Genomic DNA, 17365 nt, shown 5'->3' with positions numbered 1-17365 from the left:
TGGTCCTTTCCGGTGTGAAAAGCGCCCCTGAAGGGGCGCAGGTAAAAATTAATATGGGTCGGCGATACCCAGTCTTGCAAGAGCGCGCGTCTCAATTCCTTCCATGAGAGCGGCGTCCTGCTCGGTCATATGGTCATAGCCGAGAAGGTGTAAGAATCCATGAAGAACCAGGTGCGTCACATGATCCTCAAAGCTCTTGCCCTGCTCCTTCGCCTCGGCGACGCAGACGTCATAGGCAATGGCAATATCGCCCAGTTCTTCGGGATCATCCTCATCACCCGGTTCCGGGAGGTCGGGGCTGTCCCCGGGCGTCTCAACACCGCGCTCTTCTGAGGGCCAGGAGAGCACATTGGTGGGTTTGGGCTTGCCGCGGAAATCGGCGTTCAGCTCGGCGATCCGGGCATCGTCGCAGCCCATGACGCAGACCAGAAACCCCTCAGGGGTCACACCCAGTTCCTCGAGCGCGGCTTTGCAGGCGCGCTCAGAGATGGCTTCAAGCCCCGCGGTTTCCCAGCGGGGCTCTTCGATCACAATATCAACCAGCGTGTTGTTCATCGTCGCGGTCATAAGCCTCGATGATGCGGGCGACAAGCGGGTGACGAACCACATCGGAGGCGGTGAAGTAGTTAAAGGAAATCCCCTTCACCCCGTCGAGGATCCGTTCCGCATCGCGCAGACCGCTTTGCACGCCGCGCGGCAGGTCGATCTGGGTGCGGTCGCCGGTGATCACCATGCGCGACCCCTCACCCAGGCGGGTCAGAAACATCTTCATCTGCATGGTGGTGGCGTTCTGCGCCTCATCCAGCACCACAAAGGCGTTGGACAGCGTACGGCCCCGCATGAAGGCCAGCGGCGCGATCTCAATCCGCTTGTCGAGCATCAGCTTTTCCACCTGTTTCGAGGGCAGAAAATCATTCAGCGCGTCATAAAGCGGCTGCATATAGGGATCGACTTTTTCCTTCATATCGCCGGGCAGAAAGCCCAGACGCTCGCCCGCTTCCACGGCGGGGCGCGACAGGATAATCCGCTCCACCTGACCACCGATCAGCATGGTGACGCCTGCGGCCACCGCCAGATAGGTCTTGCCGGTCCCCGCAGGGCCGATACCGAAGTTCAGCTCATGGCGGAAAAGGTTGGCCACATAGGCTTTCTGGGCGGCCGTGCGGGGGGCCACCGGCTTTTTGCGGGTCCGAAGCTCAAAGCCTTCGCCCGAGAACATCTCCATCTGATCGGCAGGCGCAGTGCCGGGGCCAAGGCGCAGCATGCCGTCAAGATCACCGGCGCTGACATCGCGGCCTTCTTCGAGGCGCGCATAGGCCGCGCGCAGAATCCCCGCCGCCTGTTCACGGCCGTCGGGCTCTCCGAGCACCGTCAGCTGATTGCCGCGGCGGCGGATATTGACCCCGGTGTCCTGCTCAATCTTCACAAGGTTGCGGTCATATTCCCCGCAAAGCGTGATCAAAAGGCGGTTGTCCGGAAATTCGAGAACCGTTTCCGGCACAGGCGCGGAACGGCGGGACGGGGTCATCGGGGTGCTGCCCAAACGGATCTCCCTGGCAGTTGGATGGAACGCAGCCAGTCTGCGCCCACATTCTCACCGGAGCAAGCCGCCTCCGGCCCTGCCCTTGTGCCACTGCCTGAAGTGAGACGCCATGCGCAAAAATCAGCCGAGACCATGAGAGAAGGCCGCAATCCCGGACTGCGGCCTTTCAGGGCATCTTTGCCGGATCAGTTCCGCGCCGCGCCGCGACGGCCGGGGATCCAGTCGCGCAGACCGCTGTTGGGCGACTGATAGTTGCCAATCACCGTGCCCGGCGGGAAGTGGTTGTTGCACACATTGGCCATACCGGTCGCCGGATCAAAGCGTGGCGAGGAATAGCCCTCAACACCGTCATCGATAATCCAGTTCTGGCAGCCATCGGGGTCATAGGCGATGGCTGCACGCTGGTTGATGATGGCGGTTTTATCCGAGCCACGGTCCTGAGCCACCGCGATATAGGCATCCGGATCCCCGCTGTAGGGGCCAAGGCCGCTGCAGCCGGAGACAAGGAAGGCCATCAGAAGCGAAGCGCCTGCGAAAGGTTTCATCATCATGGTCACCACCGATAGCAGACGATTTCGACGCGGCGGTTCTGCTGCATGCCCGCTGCGGTGCTGTTGGTTGCGCGGGGCTGCCGCTCTCCATGCCACTCCACGCGCTCAACATTCGCGCCGACGGCACGGGCCACATTGGCGACCGACTGCGCACGCCGCTTAGACAGATCCATGTTATAGGCATCCGAGGCGCGGCTGTCGGTATGGCCGTAAATGGCGTAGCCAAAGGCCCCCTGGTTGCGGAACAGGTTTTCCAGCCGGGCGCGGCCGCTGGCGGTCAGGCGGGCAGAATCGGTCGCAAAGAGGGTATCCGTGCCTTCAATCGCGCAGGTGTTGCGCTTCAGACAGACGGCTTTGCCCGTTTTAGGGTCTCGGCGCGGCACCATATAGCCTTCGAGCCCGCCATCGGCCCACCAATGCATACAACCATCCGGATCAATCCACAGACCCCAGTCGATCCGGCCGGTCACCCGGGGTTTGCCGTCGGGACCGAAGGTCTCGGCGGTGGCCGGATTATAAGCAGGTGCAGACTGCGCCAGCACCGGCGCGCCGAAGCCGATAACTCCCGCCAAAAGAAATGCTCCGGTCAAAAACCGCAGCCTCTCTGAAATACCGCGTTTCACCGAACATATCTCCCCGTGGAAAAATCACAGACTATAATAATCCTGCGATTTTGCCCCCGAAGTGTGAAAAGTCCAGTAATTTATACCCCACTTTCGCGCAGGGATTGTTATTCCCGGATCAGGAAACAATCCGCTCGCCGGTCAGAGAATTCTGCAGCGCCTCGGTGATGCGCACGCGCACGAGGTCACCGGCTTTGCCTTCCGGGTCGTGGACATGGACCGCGTGCAGATAATCCGATTTGCCCGCCATCTGCCCCTCAAGACGACCGGGCTTTTCGTAAAGCACGGTGACTTCGCGGCCGACCATGCTTTGCTGCACGGCGCGCTGCTGCACGGTCAGAAGCGCCTGGAGACGCTGCAGACGCTCATCCGCGACCTCGGCGGGAACCGGGGCTTTCTCGGCGGCAGGCGTGCCGGGACGGGCCGAATATTTGAAGCTGTAGGCCATGCCGTAACCGACCGCGCGCACCAGATCCATGGTCGCCTCAAAATCCTCATCGGTCTCGCCGGGGAAGCCGACGATGAAGTCAGAGGTCAGCACCATATCGGGGCGGGCCGCGCGGATCCGCTCAATGAGCCGCAGATATTGCTCAGCGGTATGCTTGCGGTTCATCGCCTTCAGAATGCGGTCCGAGCCGGACTGCACCGGCAGGTGCAGATAGGGCATCAGTTTCGCGCAATCGCCATGGGCCGCGATCAGATCGTCATCCATGTCATTGGGGTGGCTTGTGGTATAACGCAGCCGCTCAATCCCCTCAATCTGAGCCATCTCGCGCAGCAGACGGCCAAGGCCCCAGGACTCACCGTCAAAAGTGCCGTGATAGGCGTTGACGTTCTGCCCCAGCAGCGTGAGTTCGCGCACACCACGCGCCGCCAGATCGCGGGCTTCTCGCAACAGACGCTCCACCGGGCGCGAGACTTCCGCACCGCGGGTATAGGGCACCACACAGAAGGCGCAGAATTTATCGCAGCCCTCCTGCACGGTCAGAAACGCCGCCGGCGCCGAGCGGGTGCGGATCTTCGGCAGATGCTCAAACTTGTCCTCAGTGGGGAAATCGGTATCGAGTGCGCGATGCCCGGCATCGACCTGTTTCATCATCTCGGGCAGGCGGTGATAGGCCTGCGGGCCGACCACCAGATCGACCACCGGGGCGCGGCGCTGAATCTCAGCCCCCTCCGCCTGCGCCACGCAGCCCGCGACGCCGATCTTGAGATCAGGTTTCGCATTTTTCAGCTTGGTCAGACGACCAATGTCTGAGTAAACTTTTTCCGAAGCCTTCTCGCGGATGTGGCAGGTGTTGAGCAGCACCATATCGGCATCATCTGCCTTATCGGTCAGCACATAACCCTGCGCGCCCATGGTCTCAGCCATGCGCTCACTGTCATAGACGTTCATCTGACAGCCATAGGTCTTAATAAAAAGACGCTTCGGTGCAGAGATTTCCCCGGTGACGGGATCATTTTTAACGTCAGACATGGCATACCTCAGAGTTCAGGGGGCTTTTACACCACCCCTGCCACCAGCCGCAACGCTTGCATCCCGCAGAAGGCTGAGGGAATTTGTCCCGGGTTTCGCCACCAGGATTTGAGGCCGCATGATTTTCGACGGAATGGACCATTTTCTCGCCGCCCATGCCGCAGACTTCCGGTCTCGCCCCGCAGCGCTTGTCTTTGCGGAAGACGCGGTCGAACTGGCCTCAACGCTGCAGCATCTCTCCGCTCTGGGCTTTGGGCAGATCGCCGTGCTCTGCGATGATCTTCTGGTCTGGCCGGAAGAGGCGCCGTCGCAGGTCCACCGCATCCGCGGCAATATTTTTCAGGAAGACGCACTGAGCCTTGCGGTCAACCGCATGATCGCGGCTGCGCCGGGCGCCTGGCTGCACTACTGCTACAACGGCGAATATCTGCACTATCCCTTCTGCGAGACGCGCAGCGTGCTGGATGTCTGCACCTTCCAGTCCGAGGAAAGGCGCGACACCATCGTCACCCCGGTGGTCGATCTTTACGCCGCCGATACGCGCCGCCAACCCGACGGCGTGGACCGCGCAACTGCGATGCTTGACCGCATCGGCTATTATGCGCTGCAACGCGGCGATCCGCTGAAGAACTGGGAGCCGAAACCCCGTCAGTTTGATCTCTTTGGCGGGCTGCGCTGGCGTTTCGAGGAACATGTGCCCTGGACAAAGCGCCGAATCGACCGGGTGAGCCTCTTTCGCGCGGTGCCGGGGCTGATCTTCCGCCAGGATCACAGCTTTAACATTGAGGAATATAACACCCTCAACTGCCCCTGGCACCACAACCTCTCCGGGGCGGTCTGCTCCTTCCGCACGGCCAAGGCGCTCAGGATCAACCCGGGCTCGCGCGAGGCCATTCACTCCTTCGCCTGGGCGCATTCGGTGCCCTTTGAGTGGTCTTCGCGCCAGCTGATGGAACTGGGACTGATGGAGCCCGGTCAGTGGTTCTGACCGGGCCGCAAGCCTCAGATCCCCTGGGCTTCCGCTTCTGCCACCGCAAGTTCCGCCATACGGATCGCCGCTTCGCGCGACGAGGCCACGGCAATGAAGCGGCCGTTGTGGCAGAATTTCGCGCCCGGAACGCCAGAGGCGGCTTCAAGATCCGCATCGGTCAGCCCGGCCCAGGCCAGCGGCAGATCGGCGCGTTGGGCGAAATCATCGTTGTTTTTGCGAATACCGCCGATGGTCCATTCTGCAGGACCCCGGGGGGTGACAACAAAGAGCAGATGATCAGCGCCAGCCTTCAGCACGGCCGGACGGAAGGGCATGCCGCGCGGCAGCTCCAGAACGCGGCTGGGGCCAGCGGCTTCGATCGCCGCCATAACCTGCGATTCGGCGCGGGCCTTCGCCGCTTTGCGGGCGATGGAGGCTTCGACAAAAGCGCGGGCAACTGAGAGCGCGTTTTGGAAAGCGCGGTCTTCGGCGCCTTCGGCATCGTCATCAAAGACCGGCTTCAGGCTTTCCAGAAGCAGCGGCAGCGTCAGATCGCCCAGCTGCGGGCAGGCCGCCGAAGGGCTGAGCGCGCCGTTGTCGACCAGATCGACCGGCAGCACAAATCCCGTATCAAAAGAGCGCAGGATCGAGCCCTGATGCTCTTCCGGCACGCCAAAGGCGGTCAGATAGGCCGGGCCGAAATGCTTCCAGATGAGACCGAAGGAGGAATAGGGCTGGCCATCCTCGCGCAGCGGCGCGTCTTTCTGGTGGTGGTCGAAGATGCGGGCCTCAACGTCATAGCCCCGGCCCACATCATAAATGATGCGGTCGTCCGCCGGGGTGATCGCCTGGGCATCCCGGGTGCGCAGGATCTGCGCGTCAGGGAAAATCCGCGTCAGGATCACCGAGGAGAGCAGTTCATCCGCGTGAAAGCCGCCCGAATGGGTCACGAGGAATTGGGGCGCGCGCAGCAGATCAATGCTCATCAGAGGTCCTTTGGGATCAAACGGTCAGAAGGCCCGCCTTCTAAGCGGCGGGACCGGGATTGTCACAGCAAATCTGCCTCAGACGAGCGCGGCAAAGGCGTCGCGCAGAGGCTTTGGCAGCCGCGTCGGACCCCCTGCCGCATTCAGCGCGACCAGAGTGACCTTTGCCTCAAAGAGGCGCTCCTCACCGCGCAGCACCTGCTGCGCCAGCACCAGCCGCGCGGGCGTGACCGCTTCCGCGGTTGAAAGCACCGTCAAAGCATCGTCGAATTTCGCCGGCGCGATGTAATCGGCCTCCAGGCGGCGGACGGCAAAAACCGTGTCGGTCTCTTCCTTCAGCGCGCGCTGATCAAAGCCCAGTGCGCGCAGCCATTCGCTGCGGCCACGCTCGATGAACTTCAGGTAGTTGGCGTAATAGACGATCCCGGCGAGATCGGTATCCTCATAATAGACGCGCAGATCAAAGCGGTGCATCGCCCACTCCCATGGTTTGTGCCCGCGCGAAAAGGCGCAGCGCGTGGCTGGCGTCTTTCGCCACCGCAGGCAGCACCGGATCATAGGCCGCCCGGATCACCGCCGCGAGCGAGGGATCCAGCACCGTATGCGCGCCCGCCTTCACCAGAGTGCCTTTCGGGAAAGCGTTTTCGCCCCAAAGGCAGATGATCCGCACCGCCTGATCGAGGGCCAGATCCTCTGCCGGAACCTCTGCAAGGTCTTTGTCCACGCGGATAAAGACGAATGCCGCGCGGATCGCGCCCGCGTCATCGAAGCGGAACATGCGGTATTGATTGGCATCAGCGCCCTTCAGACGCGTCACCAGATCCGGCAGCCCGTCAATCAGCCGCTCAAGGTTCGGCACGCCGATCAGATCATCCCAGTCACGGATGAAGAAAAACATCAGATTGGCGCCCAACTCAGTGTCCTGCTCGGCCATCTTATGGCCCGCAAGCGCCACCACCGCTTCAATGGCGCCCTTCAGAATGGTGAGGGTGCTTTCCTCCACCCCGAAGACCACCGGAACGATCGGGCGGCCCCAGCGGACGAAGGTATAGTCACCGGCGCGGGTGAACAGAGCGGCAATCTCATCAGGGGTGGTCAGGGTCATGGCTCTCTCCATCGTCTCGGGATCTTCAAAACAGCGACAGGCGCGGGGATGCAAGAGTGAAGCGGGCGGTTTGACATCGCGCAGGCGCACTCCCAGATTGCAGTCATGATAAAACTGATCCCCCTTCTTCTGGCCATCGGCTGGGGCCTTGCGGCCTATATGTTCTCGGCCTGGCGCACGAAACAGATGCTTGATGCGCAATCCGTGCCCCTGAAAGACCCCGAGCTTGAGCGCCTGACACGGCGGATGGCCGCGGCGCTCGATCTGCCTGAGATCAGGGTCAATCTCTTCAACATTGAGCCGGTAAACGGGCTCGCGGCCCCTGACGGGCGGATCTTTCTGACGAAGGGGTTTTATGACCGCTTCCGGTCGGGATCGGTGACGGCAGAGGAGCTGGCTTCTGTCATTGCGCATGAACTGGCGCATGTGGCGCTTGGTCACACGCGGCGCAGGATGATCGATTTCTCAGGCCAGAACGCGGTCTTCGTCTCGCTTGTGGCTCTTTTCCTGCGCGCGATTCCCGTGGTCGGCCCGCTGATCGCGATGTTCATGGCCAATATGATCACCGGGGCGCTGGCCGCGCGGATGTCGCGTCGCGATGAGTTTGAGGCCGATGCCTGGGCCTCTGCGCTGCTGATCAAATCCGGGATCGGCACCGCGCCGCAGATCTCACTTTTTGAGAAGCTGGACCGTCTGACCGGCAATCGTGCAGCCTCTGCCCCCGCCTGGGCGCTGAGCCATCCGAAATCCGCCGAGCGCATCAAAGCCATCCGCGCCAATGAAGCCCGCTGGACGGCCTGAGCTTCAGGTCGCCAGATGCCGTAACCCCTGGGTCACATCGGTCCGCACCGCAAGGCGCAGGCCCGGCTCATCCCCGGCGCGCAGGGCGGCCAGAATCGTGCGGTGGTGCTGCGGCGGCTCATTGCGGCGCACGCGGCCGTAAAGCGCGGACATCGTGGGGCCAAGCTGCAGCCAGACCGTTTCGGTCATCGCCAGCATGGCCGGGGCCTGGGCGCGCAGATAAAGCGTGCGATGAAACTCAAGGTTCGCCCGGATATAGGCGATGGGATCCTTCATCAGCACAGCCTGGGCAATGAGATCATTGATCGCTGACAGCCGGTCAATCAGCGCAAAATGCGCCCGCGGCAGCGCACGCGCGGCCAGTTCCGGCTCCAGCATGGCGCGAATGGCGGCAAGCTCCTCAATGCGCTCATTGGTCAGCTCCGGCGTCGAGACCCGCCCCGAGGACGAGAGCGTAAGCGCGCCTTCCGCCACAAGGCGCTGCAATGCCTCGCGCACCGGGGTGACGGACATCCCGAATTCCTGCGCCAGCCCGCGCAGCGTCAGGGCCTGACCGGGCGGCAATTCGCCATGCATCACCCGTGAGCGCAGCACGCGGTAAAGCCGGTCATGGGCGGAGAGAGCGGAATCGGAGGGGCGTGCACGCAGAACCATAGCCTATTGTCGCCCCCTCTGATGCGGGCTTCAATCCTCAAAGCGCAAAGACTGCAGCCGGTTGCCATGCGCCTTCAGCCAGGACCGCTGCACCTGCCAGCCGGGATAAAGCCGCTCAACCACCGCCCAGAAGCGGGGGGAGTGATTCATCTCGGCCAGATGCGCCACCTCATGGGCTGCGACATAGGCAAGCACCTCCGGCGGGGCCATGGCCAGACGCCAGGAATAATTCAGCGCGCCCGTGGCCGTGCAGGAGCCCCAGCGGGAGCGCGTATCGCGCAGCGTGATCGAGGTATAGCCCCGCCCCAGAAGCGCCGCATAACGGTCGGTCGCCGCTATCAGCCGCTGCCGCGCGAGATGTTTCAGAAAGGCCTGAACCCGCACTGCCGGGGAAGAACCGGGCACAATCAGGCAGTCCCCCTCAACCCGCACGGCGCCGCGCATGCCGTCGGTGACAAGGGTTAACTCCCTGCCCTCAACGGGAATAACCGCACCTTCAGCCACCCGTTCGGCGGGGGCCACCTTCGCCATGGCGCTGACGATCCAATCTGCCCGCTCCCGCGCGAAGGCCAGCCCCTCGCCCGCAGGAACCCTGGGCGGCAGTGTCAGCGTCACCGCGCCATCGCGCCCCGAAACCCTGAGCGAGATCCGCTTTGCCCGTGCCGAGCGGCGCAAAGTAATCTCCAGTTCGTCGGGTCCGCCTGGCGGACCTTTGATGCGCGCCATTGACAGGTCTCCGCTGCTTACCCACTTAGGGATTTGACAGGAGCCGGAGCTTGTGACAAGGGACGTCGATCCGGCCCATCCAACACTTGCAGGGGAACACAAAATGCCCAAGGCAGAATGGGGCACGAAACGCATTTGCCCGACCACGGGTAAGCGTTTCTACGACCTGAACCGTAACCCGATCGTCAGCCCCTATACCGGCGAGATCGTTGACATTGAGACCGTGCGCCGCAAGGCCGCCGGTGCGATCATCGCACAGGAAGCGAAATCCTCGAACCTGCTCGATGATGAGCTGGACGCAGATGATCTGATCGAAGCCGATGCCGATGATGCGGACATCGATGAAGAACTGCTGGAAGATGATGATGAGACCGTCTCGCTCGACGATCTCGCGGATGTCGCCGGCGGCGAAGACGAAAACTGAGAATTTGCGCGAGGGGTGCACTTTTGCTCTTGCACCCCTCCGCGCCCTCAGGCAAATAGCCCGCACGAGGCCGGAACGCTTCGGCACCGTATAAAGGTGGGGCCATAGCTCAGCTGGGAGAGCGCTTGCATGGCATGCAAGAGGTCAGGAGTTCGATCCTCCTTGGCTCCACCAAACTTCCTCTTACAGACGATCCGACAGCCCTGCGTCACGCGGGGCTTTTTGCATTTTGCCACTGCGCTGCCTGCCCCTCAGCGGCGGTTCGGACCTTTTATCCAGCGCTTCAGCCCTGAAACCGCCAGAACACCGCTGGTCCTCAGGACCTGCACCAGGGCCATCAGCGGCACGACAGCGCCCGGCAGCATAAGTGCCCGGCCGGGAACCGCAGGCCATCCCAAAATCTCAGTGCCCCCTGCAGGCGTCAGCCGCCAGACCGGCAGCAGGGGAATGGCCGTGCGCAAAAGCAAAGCCGCCCCCCAGAGGAAGGCCGCGCCCCACCAGGCTGACCCCGCCACGACCGCCAGCGCGCCGGGGGTCAGAACGCGCAGAAACAGAAGCCAGAGCAGCAGAAACGGCAGGATCTGAAATACAGTCCAAAACGCGCGCGGTGATGACCCGTCCAGCCCGTCCGGCGCTCCATGCCCCCTCCGCCCGCCTGCCTTACAACCACCCCAGGCAACCGTCAGACGGTCCGCCCCAGGGCGCTGAAAGAAAATGATCTTTTCGCATAAATTCCCTCTTGCACCTGCGGCGGAGCGCCCGTAAATACTGCCTCACGAAGCGGGAAGCTGCTTCAAAAAGGTGGGGCCATAGCTCAGCTGGGAGAGCGCTTGCATGGCATGCAAGAGGTCAGGAGTTCGATCCTCCTTGGCTCCACCAAACTTCCTCTTACTGACGATCCGACAGCCCTGCATAAGCGGGGCTTTTTGCTGTTCCGCACCGCGCGTATTGTGGCGCAGGGATATGAAAAAAGGGCACCGCAAGCGGTGCCCTTTCTGATCCGAAGATCATAAACTCAGAAGCGGTAGTTCACGCCGAGTTTGATTTTCTGCATGTCGGCGTCAACGCCGAGCGCGTCGATGTTGCCAAAGTCAGTGTGCGAGATTTCGGCATAGCCAGCCCAGTTCGGGGTGAACTTACGCTCAACACCCAGACCGATGGTGTAGCCATCGACGTTCTCGTTAACGACAGGGCCTTCCATTTTCGCCCAGGTGTAGCCAAGCGATGCATAGGGCAGCCAGCCATTCGCGTCATAACCCAGGCGGGCAAAGACGGTACCGGCATTTTTCAGAGCCTGCTCACCACCAACGAAATCGGCTTTCTGCTTACCGAAGTCGTAGTCAGCGCCCAGACCGAAGACGGTGTTGCCGTTCTGCCAGTCATAACCACCACGCAGCGCAATACCGGCACCGTCAAGGTCGTCATAGCCGTCAATTCCGACTTTACCCCAAGAGAGGTTCGCACCGGCATAGCCGCCCTGCCATGCGCCAACCGGCGCCGCAGCGACGACGACGGGAGCAATCACGGGCTCCATGACCGGAGCAGCAACACCACCTGCCAGAGCGGCACCAGCGGTTGCGACGACAGCTGCAGTCGAAAGCAAAATCTTTTTCATTGCATCACCTATATGCTCAGGAGGGGTCAACCTCAGGGCATCCTCACTATCCAACATGCCCCTTCGCGCCTTTGCGACGACGAAAGGTTTTCGCGCTAGCCCTCCGGCCGGCTGCGATGACAACGATGTAGGCACCCGATCTGTTCCAGGGAAGATGCAGCACTGTCACTAAAATGTGTTCTTCATGTCACAGCTGTTTTTCGCCGTATTTGCGAAACTTTGTCGGCAAAAATTCGTTACTCTCCGCCATTTCCCGGAAACGTGATTATCTTTCACGAAATGGTGAGTTACTCTGCGTAATGCTCAGTTGCCGATTTGACACGGCAAATCAGGCACACCCGGACAGGGACCTGAGGGCGGCCCTGCTCAGCCTCCGAAGGGGTCTGACGGATAAACCGCCCGTGTCAGATAAAGCCCCTCCGGCGGGCAGACCGGCCCGCAGGCCGAGCGGTCGCGGGCTTCAAGCGCCGTTTTTACCTGATCGGGGGACCAGGCCCCCGCGCCCACCCGCTCAAGGGTACCGACGATCGAGCGGACCTGATTGTGCAGGAAGGACCGCGCGCGCAGGCGAAACTGCACTTCCATCCCCGCCGGCACGGGATGAGAGGTGACGCTGATGCTGTCGATCGACTTCACCGGCGACTTCGCCTGACACTGGGTGGCGCGGAAGGTGGTGAAATCATGCAGCCCGATCAGATGCTGCGCGCCCTCAGCCATGGCCGCGACGTCGAGTTGATGCGGCACCTGCCAGACCAGACCGCGATCATGGGTGGCGGGGGCACGGCGGCAAAGGAGCCGGAACAGATATTGCCGCTCAACGGCCGAGAAGCGGGCGTGAAAGTCCTCCTCCACCCGCGCAGCCGCCAGGATCGAAACCGGATGGGGGCGCAGGTGAAAATTCAACGCCCCGGCCAGCTTAAAGGGATCCCAGTCACGGCTCAAATCCGCATGGGCCACCTGGCCTGCGGCATGGACGCCCGCATCCGTCCGCCCCGCAGCAGCAATCGTCGGCGCATCGGGCCCGATTTTGGTAAAAGCGGCCTCGATCACGCCCTGAACCGAAAGCTGCCCACCGGCCTGACGCTGCCAGCCACTGAAAGGGCCGCCATGATATTCGATGAGCAGCGCATAACGCGGCATGTCAGGGCCTCAGATCCGTTGGGAGCGTGTTCAGCCGCGGCCATAGCCCGATCTTTCCGCCCCGCGCAAGTCGCTGCAAAGCCGCGCTTGACACTCCACACCATCACAGGACAGTCAGGGCCATGCTGGACCTGCGCCCCGTCGGATATGTGATCGGCCTTTTGACTGCCACGCTCGGCGCGCTGATGCTGCTGCCGCTGGCGGTGGATCTGCTTGCGGGATCTGCAAACTGGCGCGCCTTTGCCGGGGCGGCGGCGATCACCTTCTGCTGCGGGCTCTTTACCGCGATTGCCTGTCGCAATGCGATCAGCGGGGGGCTGGATCTCAGGCAGAGCTTCGTACTGACCACCGGGGTCTGGGTCGTGCTGCCGCTCTTTGCGGCGCTGCCTTTCGTCACCGGAGCGCCGGGTCTCAGCGGGACTGATGCGGTCTTTGAGGCGATGTCGGGCCTCACAACCACCGGGACCACCGTGATCACGGGCCTTGATGCGCTGCCAATGGGGATCAACCTGTGGCGCGCCATGCTCAACTGGCTCGGCGGGCTGGGGATTGTCATCGTCGCGCTGATCTTTCTGCCGGTCATGAAGGTCGGCGGGATGCAGTTCTTTCGCACCGAGGGCTTTGACACCCTTGGCAAAGTTCTGCCCCGCGCCCTCGATATCTCAAAAGCACTGCTGAGCATCTATCTGGTGATGACCCTGGGCTGCGCCCTGGCCTACCGCGCCTTCGGGATGGAGACCTTTGAGGCGGTCATTCATGCGCTGAGCGCCCTTTCGACCGGGGGCTTTTCGAACCGCGACACCTCTTTCACGGAATTCGCGGTGCCTTTGCACTATATCACCGTGGTGGCAATGATCCTCTCCACCCTGCCCTTCATCCGCTTCATTCAGCTCTTTCGTGGAGAGGTGAAGCCGCTCTGGCAGGATCTGCAGGTGCGGGCCTATCTGCGCTGGACCCTCTATGCGATCATCATGGTGCTGGCCTGGCGGGTGATCCGCGATGCACAGCCCTTCTGGCCCGCGCTGCACCAGAGTGTGTTTAATGTCGTCTCGATTTTCTCAGGCACGGGACTGCTGAGCGGGGATCCGGGGCAATGGGGCCCGCTGCCCTTCATGGTCCTGCTGATCGTGGGGTTCATCGGGGGCTGCACCTCCTCCACCGGCTGTTCGGTCAAGGTCTTTCGCTATCTGATAATGTTCCGCGCGATCACCACCCAGATCCGCCGCCTGCTGCAACCCGCCGCCGTCCATCCGCTGCGATTGCAGGGACGGCGGGTTGAGCAGGAGGTCATCAGCTCAGTCATCGTTTTCTTCACCCTTTTCATTGCGACCTTCGCCGTGCTGGCGATCGCCCTGTCAATGACCGGGCTTCAGCCCCGCACAGCCCTGACCGCCGCCTGGACCGCCATTGCCGATATCGGCCCCGTCTGGGGACCCGAGGTCGGCCCGACCGGAGCGGTCGGCGGCTTCCCTGATCCGGCCAAATGGATCATGACAATCGGCATGCTTCTGGGGCGACTTGAGCTGGTCTCAGTCTATGTCCTCTTTACCATACGCTTCTGGGCGCGCTGAAAGAGCGGGATTTCGCATTGAACCCCGGGCAGAGGGGGCCTATCTCTCAGCTATGTACGATGCTCTCTCGACCCTCACCCCGGCCACCCTCGACCGCGCCACGCTTTGGCTTGGCCGTGGCGGTCTGCGCCCGACGCGCCAGCGCCAGACCCTTGCGGCGCTGCTGATCGGCGATGGCGGTCACCGCCATGTCACCGCAGAGAGCCTCTTTGCCGCCACCCGTGAGGCGGGCGAGAAAGTGTCGCTTGCGACTGTCTACAATACGCTGAAGGCCTTTTGTGACGCGGGCCTTCTTCATGAAGTCTCCGTCGATGGTGCGCGCAGCTATTTCGACACCCGGATGGACGATCACCCGCATTTCTTCTGGGAAGACAGCGCAGAGCTGACCGATGCCCCCTCTGAGGGTCTGCAGATCACCGGCCTGCCCCGCGCCCCTGAGGGCACTGAGGTCAGCCGCGTGGATGTGGTCATCCGCATCCGGCGCAAGTCGTAAGCCCCCGGCTTTCCGGCCCCCGCCCGCTGCGGGGGCTTTTCGCGGCGCAGTCCCCGTGTCAGTCTCACCCCACGTGACGTGAGAGCTTTGGGGAGAGACGCTGCCATGACCGCAAAATCCTTTTTCACCGCCTCGGATGGCGCAAAGATCGCCTATCTCGATGAGGGCGAGGGTCCGGCGCTGCTCTGCCTGTCGGGCCTGACGCGCAACACTTCGGATTTTGACTATATGCTGCCGCATCTGCCCCAGGGCTGGCGGGTGGTGCGTATGGACTACCGGGGCCGGGGCGAATCTGACTGGAGCGGCGCTGAGACCTATACGGTGCCGCGCGAAGGCCGCGACGCGCTGGAGCTTCTTGATCATCTCGGCATTGCTTCCGCGGCGCTTCTTGGCACCTCACGCGGGGGGATGATCTCGCTGTTTCTCGGCGCGACGGCCCGCGACCGGGTGGCGGGGGTCTGCCTCAATGACGTCGGGCCGGAACTTCTGGAAGAGGGGCTGGCCCGGATCAACGACTACCTCGGCGTCAATCCCACAGCCGGAACCCCGGAAGATTATGCCCGCGCCCTGGAGGCGGGAAACCCCGGCATGGACAATGTTCCCGCCAGCCGCTGGGCAGAAGAGGCCGCACGGCATGCCCGCCCCGACGGCAAGGGCGGCCTGATGATCAATTACGACCCGGCGCTGCGCGAGGCCTTTCTGGCGGCCTTCGCCAATGGCTCGCCGAACCTCTGGCCGCTTTTCGACAAATGCGCGCCGATCCCCATGGCGCTCCTTCGCGGGGCCAACAGCGACCTTCTGGGCCTTGCCGCGACGGAAGAGATGCTGAAGCGCCGCCCCGATATGATCTTCGCCGAAGTTCCGGACCGCGCCCATATTCCTTTCCTCGATGAGCCGGAGTCGGTCGATGTGCTGACCCGCTGGCTGGCGCTCGTTCACTCCTCAGGCAGGCTGGGCTGATCCTCCGTCATCTCCGCAAGCTCGCTTTGCAAAAACCGCTCAAAGCCGTCGAGATCGACCGGATCGAACTGCCCGAAGCCCTGCATGAACACCGAAGCCGCGCGCAGCCCGTCCGGCTCGAGCTTGCACCACTTTACGCGACCGCGCTTCTCCTGGCTGATGAGCCCCGCTTCAGCCAGGACCTGAAGATGCTTTGAGATCGCCGCAAGCGACATGGAAAAGGGCTCTGCCACATCGGTGACGGCCATATCGTCTTCGAGTAAAAGCCCGAGGATCGCCCGCCGGGTCGGATCGGCCAGAGCCGCAAAGGTCGCAGAAAGAGGATCGTCGGGCGTCATAAGCGGCGGCTCCGTCAGCGGGACCCCGCCGCGCCACCGCCTCCTCCACCGAAGAGAAGACGGCCACAATCAGCCGGGTCAAAGCTGAGAGCTAGGCGGTGAATTGCCGAAGGTCAACCGCGAGGTTGAATTTGCGCGCCGGCCCGGGACGCGCCGCGCCTGTGGAAAAAGATTCACCTGAACTCAAAATTTCTTTTAATATCAAGCACTTGAGATCAGATATTTTCCCGCCGCTTTACTTGACTCATAAGCCCCCCCTCACTAGGTTGCCCCCAACTGCACCGGAGGGCCTTTGCGATGTCGCATGATCCCGATCCTGAGCGGCTGAAAGCGCTGGAAGAGCGTCTGGATGCCCTGAAGGGACGCGAGAAGAAGGTATCCGGTGGCATGGGCGGCGTCGGCGGCGGAGAGCTTGCCTGGCGCATGGTTCTGGAACTGGTGACGGGCATGGGGCTCGGGCTGGGACTGGGATACGGGCTGGACAGTCTCTTCGGGACGAAGCCCGTTCTGATGATTATTTTTGTCCTGCTTGGCTTTGCAGCCGGGATCCGGACGATGCTCCGCACCGCGTCGGAGCTTGGCAAAAAAGCCGGGGGCGACCCCGACAATGAGATGAGGGATTAAACGTGGCGGCTGAAGGCGGTCTTCCGATCCATCCGATGGACCAGTTCATCGTGAAGCCTCTGTTCGGGGATGGCCCCGTGCATTGGTACACGCCGACCAACGCAACGCTCTGGCTGATGCTGGCCGTCGCCGCAGTGGGTCTTGTGATGGTCATCGGCACCAGCCGCCGCGCGGTTGTTCCGGGCCGCAGCCAGTCGATCGCTGAAGTCCTTTACGGCTTCGTGCATGACATGGTTGAGGATGTCACCGGCCATGCGGGGATCAAATATTTCCCCTATGTGCTGACCCTCTTCATGTTTGTCTTCTTCGCGAACGTTCTCGGCCTCATCCCGATGAGCTTCTCGCCCACCAGCCAGATCGCCACCACCGTGACGCTCGCTCTGCTGGTCTTCTTCGGCGTGACCCTGATCGGTCTGGCCCGCAAAGGCGTCGGCTTCCTGTCGATGTTCTGGGTCTCCTCGGCGCCCCTGGCGCTGCGCCCGATCCTGGCGATCATTGAAGTGATCTCGTACTTCATCCGCCCGGTCTCGCATTCGGTTCGTCTTGCAGGCGCCATGCTCGCAGGCCACGCCGTTCTCAAAGTTTTCGCAGGCTTCGCTGCCGCCACCGTGGTCGCTCCGCTCGCATTTGCCGGTATGGTCGGCATCTATGCGCTGGAACTGCTGGTTGCTGCCGTCCAGGCCTACGTTTTCACCATTCTGACCTGCGTCTACCTGAAAGACGCTGTGGGTGACGCGCACCACTAAGGTGCGCCCATCCCGGGT

General features: G+C 62.4%; 22 protein-coding genes and 2 tRNA genes. 10 read left to right on the top strand and 14 right to left on the bottom strand.

Translation table 11 applies throughout. From position 1 onward, the window contains the following. Positions 1-48 precede the first annotated feature (48 nt). The 5 genes from ybeY to miaB all read right to left on the bottom strand — a co-directional run bounded on the left by ybeY (position 49) and on the right by miaB (position 4194). Complete coding sequence (gene ybeY / locus EP867_RS05010; protein WP_241656816.1) at positions 49-555, bottom strand: rRNA maturation RNase YbeY; 507 nt, start codon at positions 553-555, stop codon at positions 49-51. Beyond that, complete coding sequence (locus EP867_RS05005; RefSeq protein ID WP_128487104.1) at positions 536-1528, bottom strand: PhoH family protein; 993 nt, start codon at positions 1526-1528, stop codon at positions 536-538. Before EP867_RS05005 ends, ybeY begins: the two co-directional genes overlap by 20 nt. Positions 1529-1728: 200 nt before the next feature. Further along, positions 1729-2094: a hypothetical protein gene (locus EP867_RS05000; RefSeq protein ID WP_128487103.1), complete on the bottom strand. Its 366-nt coding sequence runs from the start codon at positions 2092-2094 to the stop codon at positions 1729-1731. Between the two features lie 2 nt (positions 2095-2096). Beyond that, on the bottom strand, positions 2097-2666 hold the full coding sequence (locus tag EP867_RS04995) for an OmpA family protein (RefSeq protein WP_241656815.1): 570 nt from the start codon (positions 2664-2666) through the stop codon (positions 2097-2099). A gap of 169 nt (positions 2667-2835) precedes the next feature. Then, positions 2836-4194, bottom strand: coding sequence for a tRNA (N6-isopentenyl adenosine(37)-C2)-methylthiotransferase MiaB (gene miaB, locus EP867_RS04990; RefSeq protein WP_380049766.1), 1359 nt, complete (start codon positions 4192-4194; stop codon positions 2836-2838). Between the two features lie 118 nt (positions 4195-4312). On the opposite strand from miaB, the gene EP867_RS04985 reads away from it, so the two are divergent. Beyond that, positions 4313-5182 carry a hypothetical protein gene (locus tag EP867_RS04985; RefSeq protein WP_128487102.1) on the top strand — a complete coding sequence of 290 codons (870 nt, stop codon included), beginning with the start codon at positions 4313-4315 and terminating at the stop codon, positions 5180-5182. A gap of 14 nt (positions 5183-5196) precedes the next feature. Here EP867_RS04985 and EP867_RS04980 read toward each other — a convergent pair whose 3' ends face one another. The 3 genes from EP867_RS04980 to EP867_RS04970 all read right to left on the bottom strand — a co-directional run bounded on the left by EP867_RS04980 (position 5197) and on the right by EP867_RS04970 (position 7255). After that, entirely contained in the window at positions 5197-6150 is a 954-nt protein-coding gene (locus EP867_RS04980) for an MYG1 family protein (protein WP_128487101.1), read from the bottom strand. Positions 6151-6228: 78 nt separating this feature from the next. Continuing rightward, on the bottom strand, positions 6229-6624 hold the full coding sequence (ybgC, locus tag EP867_RS04975) for a tol-pal system-associated acyl-CoA thioesterase (protein WP_128487100.1): 396 nt from the start codon (positions 6622-6624) through the stop codon (positions 6229-6231). Further along, entirely contained in the window at positions 6611-7255 is a 645-nt protein-coding gene (locus tag EP867_RS04970) for a hypothetical protein (RefSeq protein ID WP_128487099.1), read from the bottom strand. The genes ybgC and EP867_RS04970 overlap by 14 nt, the downstream gene beginning before the upstream one ends. Positions 7256-7360: 105 nt before the next feature. Here EP867_RS04970 and EP867_RS04965 point away from each other — a divergent pair, with 105 nt between their 5' ends. After that, positions 7361-8056: a M48 family metallopeptidase gene (locus EP867_RS04965; protein WP_128487098.1), complete on the top strand. Its 696-nt coding sequence runs from the start codon at positions 7361-7363 to the stop codon at positions 8054-8056. 3 nt (positions 8057-8059) lie between these two features. Here the strand turns inward: EP867_RS04965 and EP867_RS04960 are convergent, their stop codons facing one another. Further along, positions 8060-8710 (bottom strand): GntR family transcriptional regulator, encoded by a 651-nt coding sequence (locus EP867_RS04960; protein ID WP_128487097.1) that lies wholly within the window; start codon positions 8708-8710, stop codon positions 8060-8062. A gap of 30 nt (positions 8711-8740) precedes the next feature. After that, positions 8741-9436 (bottom strand): M48 family metallopeptidase, encoded by a 696-nt coding sequence (locus EP867_RS04955; RefSeq protein WP_128487096.1) that lies wholly within the window; start codon positions 9434-9436, stop codon positions 8741-8743. 103 nt (positions 9437-9539) lie between these two features. Between EP867_RS04955 and EP867_RS04950 the strand changes: the two genes are divergently transcribed. Further along, on the top strand, positions 9540-9860 hold the full coding sequence (locus EP867_RS04950) for a TIGR02300 family protein (protein WP_128487095.1): 321 nt from the start codon (positions 9540-9542) through the stop codon (positions 9858-9860). Positions 9861-9958: 98 nt separating this feature from the next. Next, positions 9959-10034: transfer RNA gene (locus EP867_RS04945), tRNA-Ala, on the top strand. A 77-nt stretch (positions 10035-10111) separates the two neighbouring features. Here EP867_RS04945 and EP867_RS04940 read toward each other — a convergent pair. Beyond that, positions 10112-10375, bottom strand: a complete 264-nt coding sequence (locus EP867_RS04940) for a hypothetical protein (protein WP_128487094.1) — start codon at positions 10373-10375, stop codon at positions 10112-10114. Positions 10376-10663: 288 nt separating this feature from the next. Here EP867_RS04940 and EP867_RS04935 point away from each other — a divergent pair. Further along, positions 10664-10739: transfer RNA gene (locus tag EP867_RS04935), tRNA-Ala, on the top strand. A gap of 136 nt (positions 10740-10875) precedes the next feature. Here the strand turns inward: EP867_RS04935 and EP867_RS04930 are convergent. Together EP867_RS04930 and truA are read right to left on the bottom strand one after the other, a co-directional pair. Continuing rightward, a complete protein-coding gene (locus EP867_RS04930) occupies positions 10876-11463 on the bottom strand; it encodes an outer membrane protein (protein ID WP_241656814.1) in 588 nt (195 codons plus the stop codon). Positions 11464-11841: 378 nt separating this feature from the next. Further along, positions 11842-12615 carry a tRNA pseudouridine(38-40) synthase TruA gene (truA, locus tag EP867_RS04925; RefSeq protein WP_128487092.1) on the bottom strand — a complete coding sequence of 258 codons (774 nt, stop codon included), beginning with the start codon at positions 12613-12615 and terminating at the stop codon, positions 11842-11844. A 122-nt stretch (positions 12616-12737) separates the two neighbouring features. On the opposite strand from truA, the gene EP867_RS04920 reads away from it, so the two are divergent. The 3 genes from EP867_RS04920 to EP867_RS04910 all read left to right on the top strand — a co-directional run bounded on the left by EP867_RS04920 (position 12738) and on the right by EP867_RS04910 (position 15639). Further along, entirely contained in the window at positions 12738-14186 is a 1449-nt protein-coding gene (locus tag EP867_RS04920; protein WP_128487091.1) for a TrkH family potassium uptake protein, read from the top strand. A 52-nt stretch (positions 14187-14238) separates the two neighbouring features. Continuing rightward, positions 14239-14679 (top strand): iron response transcriptional regulator IrrA, encoded by a 441-nt coding sequence (gene irrA / locus EP867_RS04915; protein WP_128487090.1) that lies wholly within the window; start codon positions 14239-14241, stop codon positions 14677-14679. 105 nt (positions 14680-14784) lie between these two features. Beyond that, entirely contained in the window at positions 14785-15639 is an 855-nt protein-coding gene (locus tag EP867_RS04910) for an alpha/beta fold hydrolase (RefSeq protein ID WP_128487089.1), read from the top strand. Here EP867_RS04910 and EP867_RS04905 read toward each other — a convergent pair. Beyond that, a complete protein-coding gene (locus tag EP867_RS04905) occupies positions 15615-15977 on the bottom strand; it encodes an ArsR/SmtB family transcription factor (protein WP_128487088.1) in 363 nt (120 codons plus the stop codon). The two genes, EP867_RS04910 and EP867_RS04905, sit on opposite strands and share 25 nt — an antisense overlap. Before the next feature lie 297 nt (positions 15978-16274). Between EP867_RS04905 and EP867_RS04900 the strand changes: the two genes are divergently transcribed. Together EP867_RS04900 and EP867_RS04895 are read left to right on the top strand one after the other, a co-directional pair. Then, a complete protein-coding gene (locus EP867_RS04900) occupies positions 16275-16601 on the top strand; it encodes an AtpZ/AtpI family protein (RefSeq protein WP_128487087.1) in 327 nt (108 codons plus the stop codon). A 35-nt stretch (positions 16602-16636) separates the two neighbouring features. Then, on the top strand, positions 16637-17347 hold the full coding sequence (locus EP867_RS04895) for a F0F1 ATP synthase subunit A (RefSeq protein WP_128487180.1): 711 nt from the start codon (positions 16637-16639) through the stop codon (positions 17345-17347). Positions 17348-17365: the final 18 nt, after the last annotated feature.

Source organism: Falsigemmobacter intermedius, from assembly GCF_004054105.1.
Taxonomy (GTDB): Bacteria; Pseudomonadota; Alphaproteobacteria; order Rhodobacterales; family Rhodobacteraceae; genus Wagnerdoeblera; species Wagnerdoeblera intermedia.
Note: the sequence above shows the minus strand (reverse complement) of the source record. Positions and strands in the feature narration are given on the sequence as shown.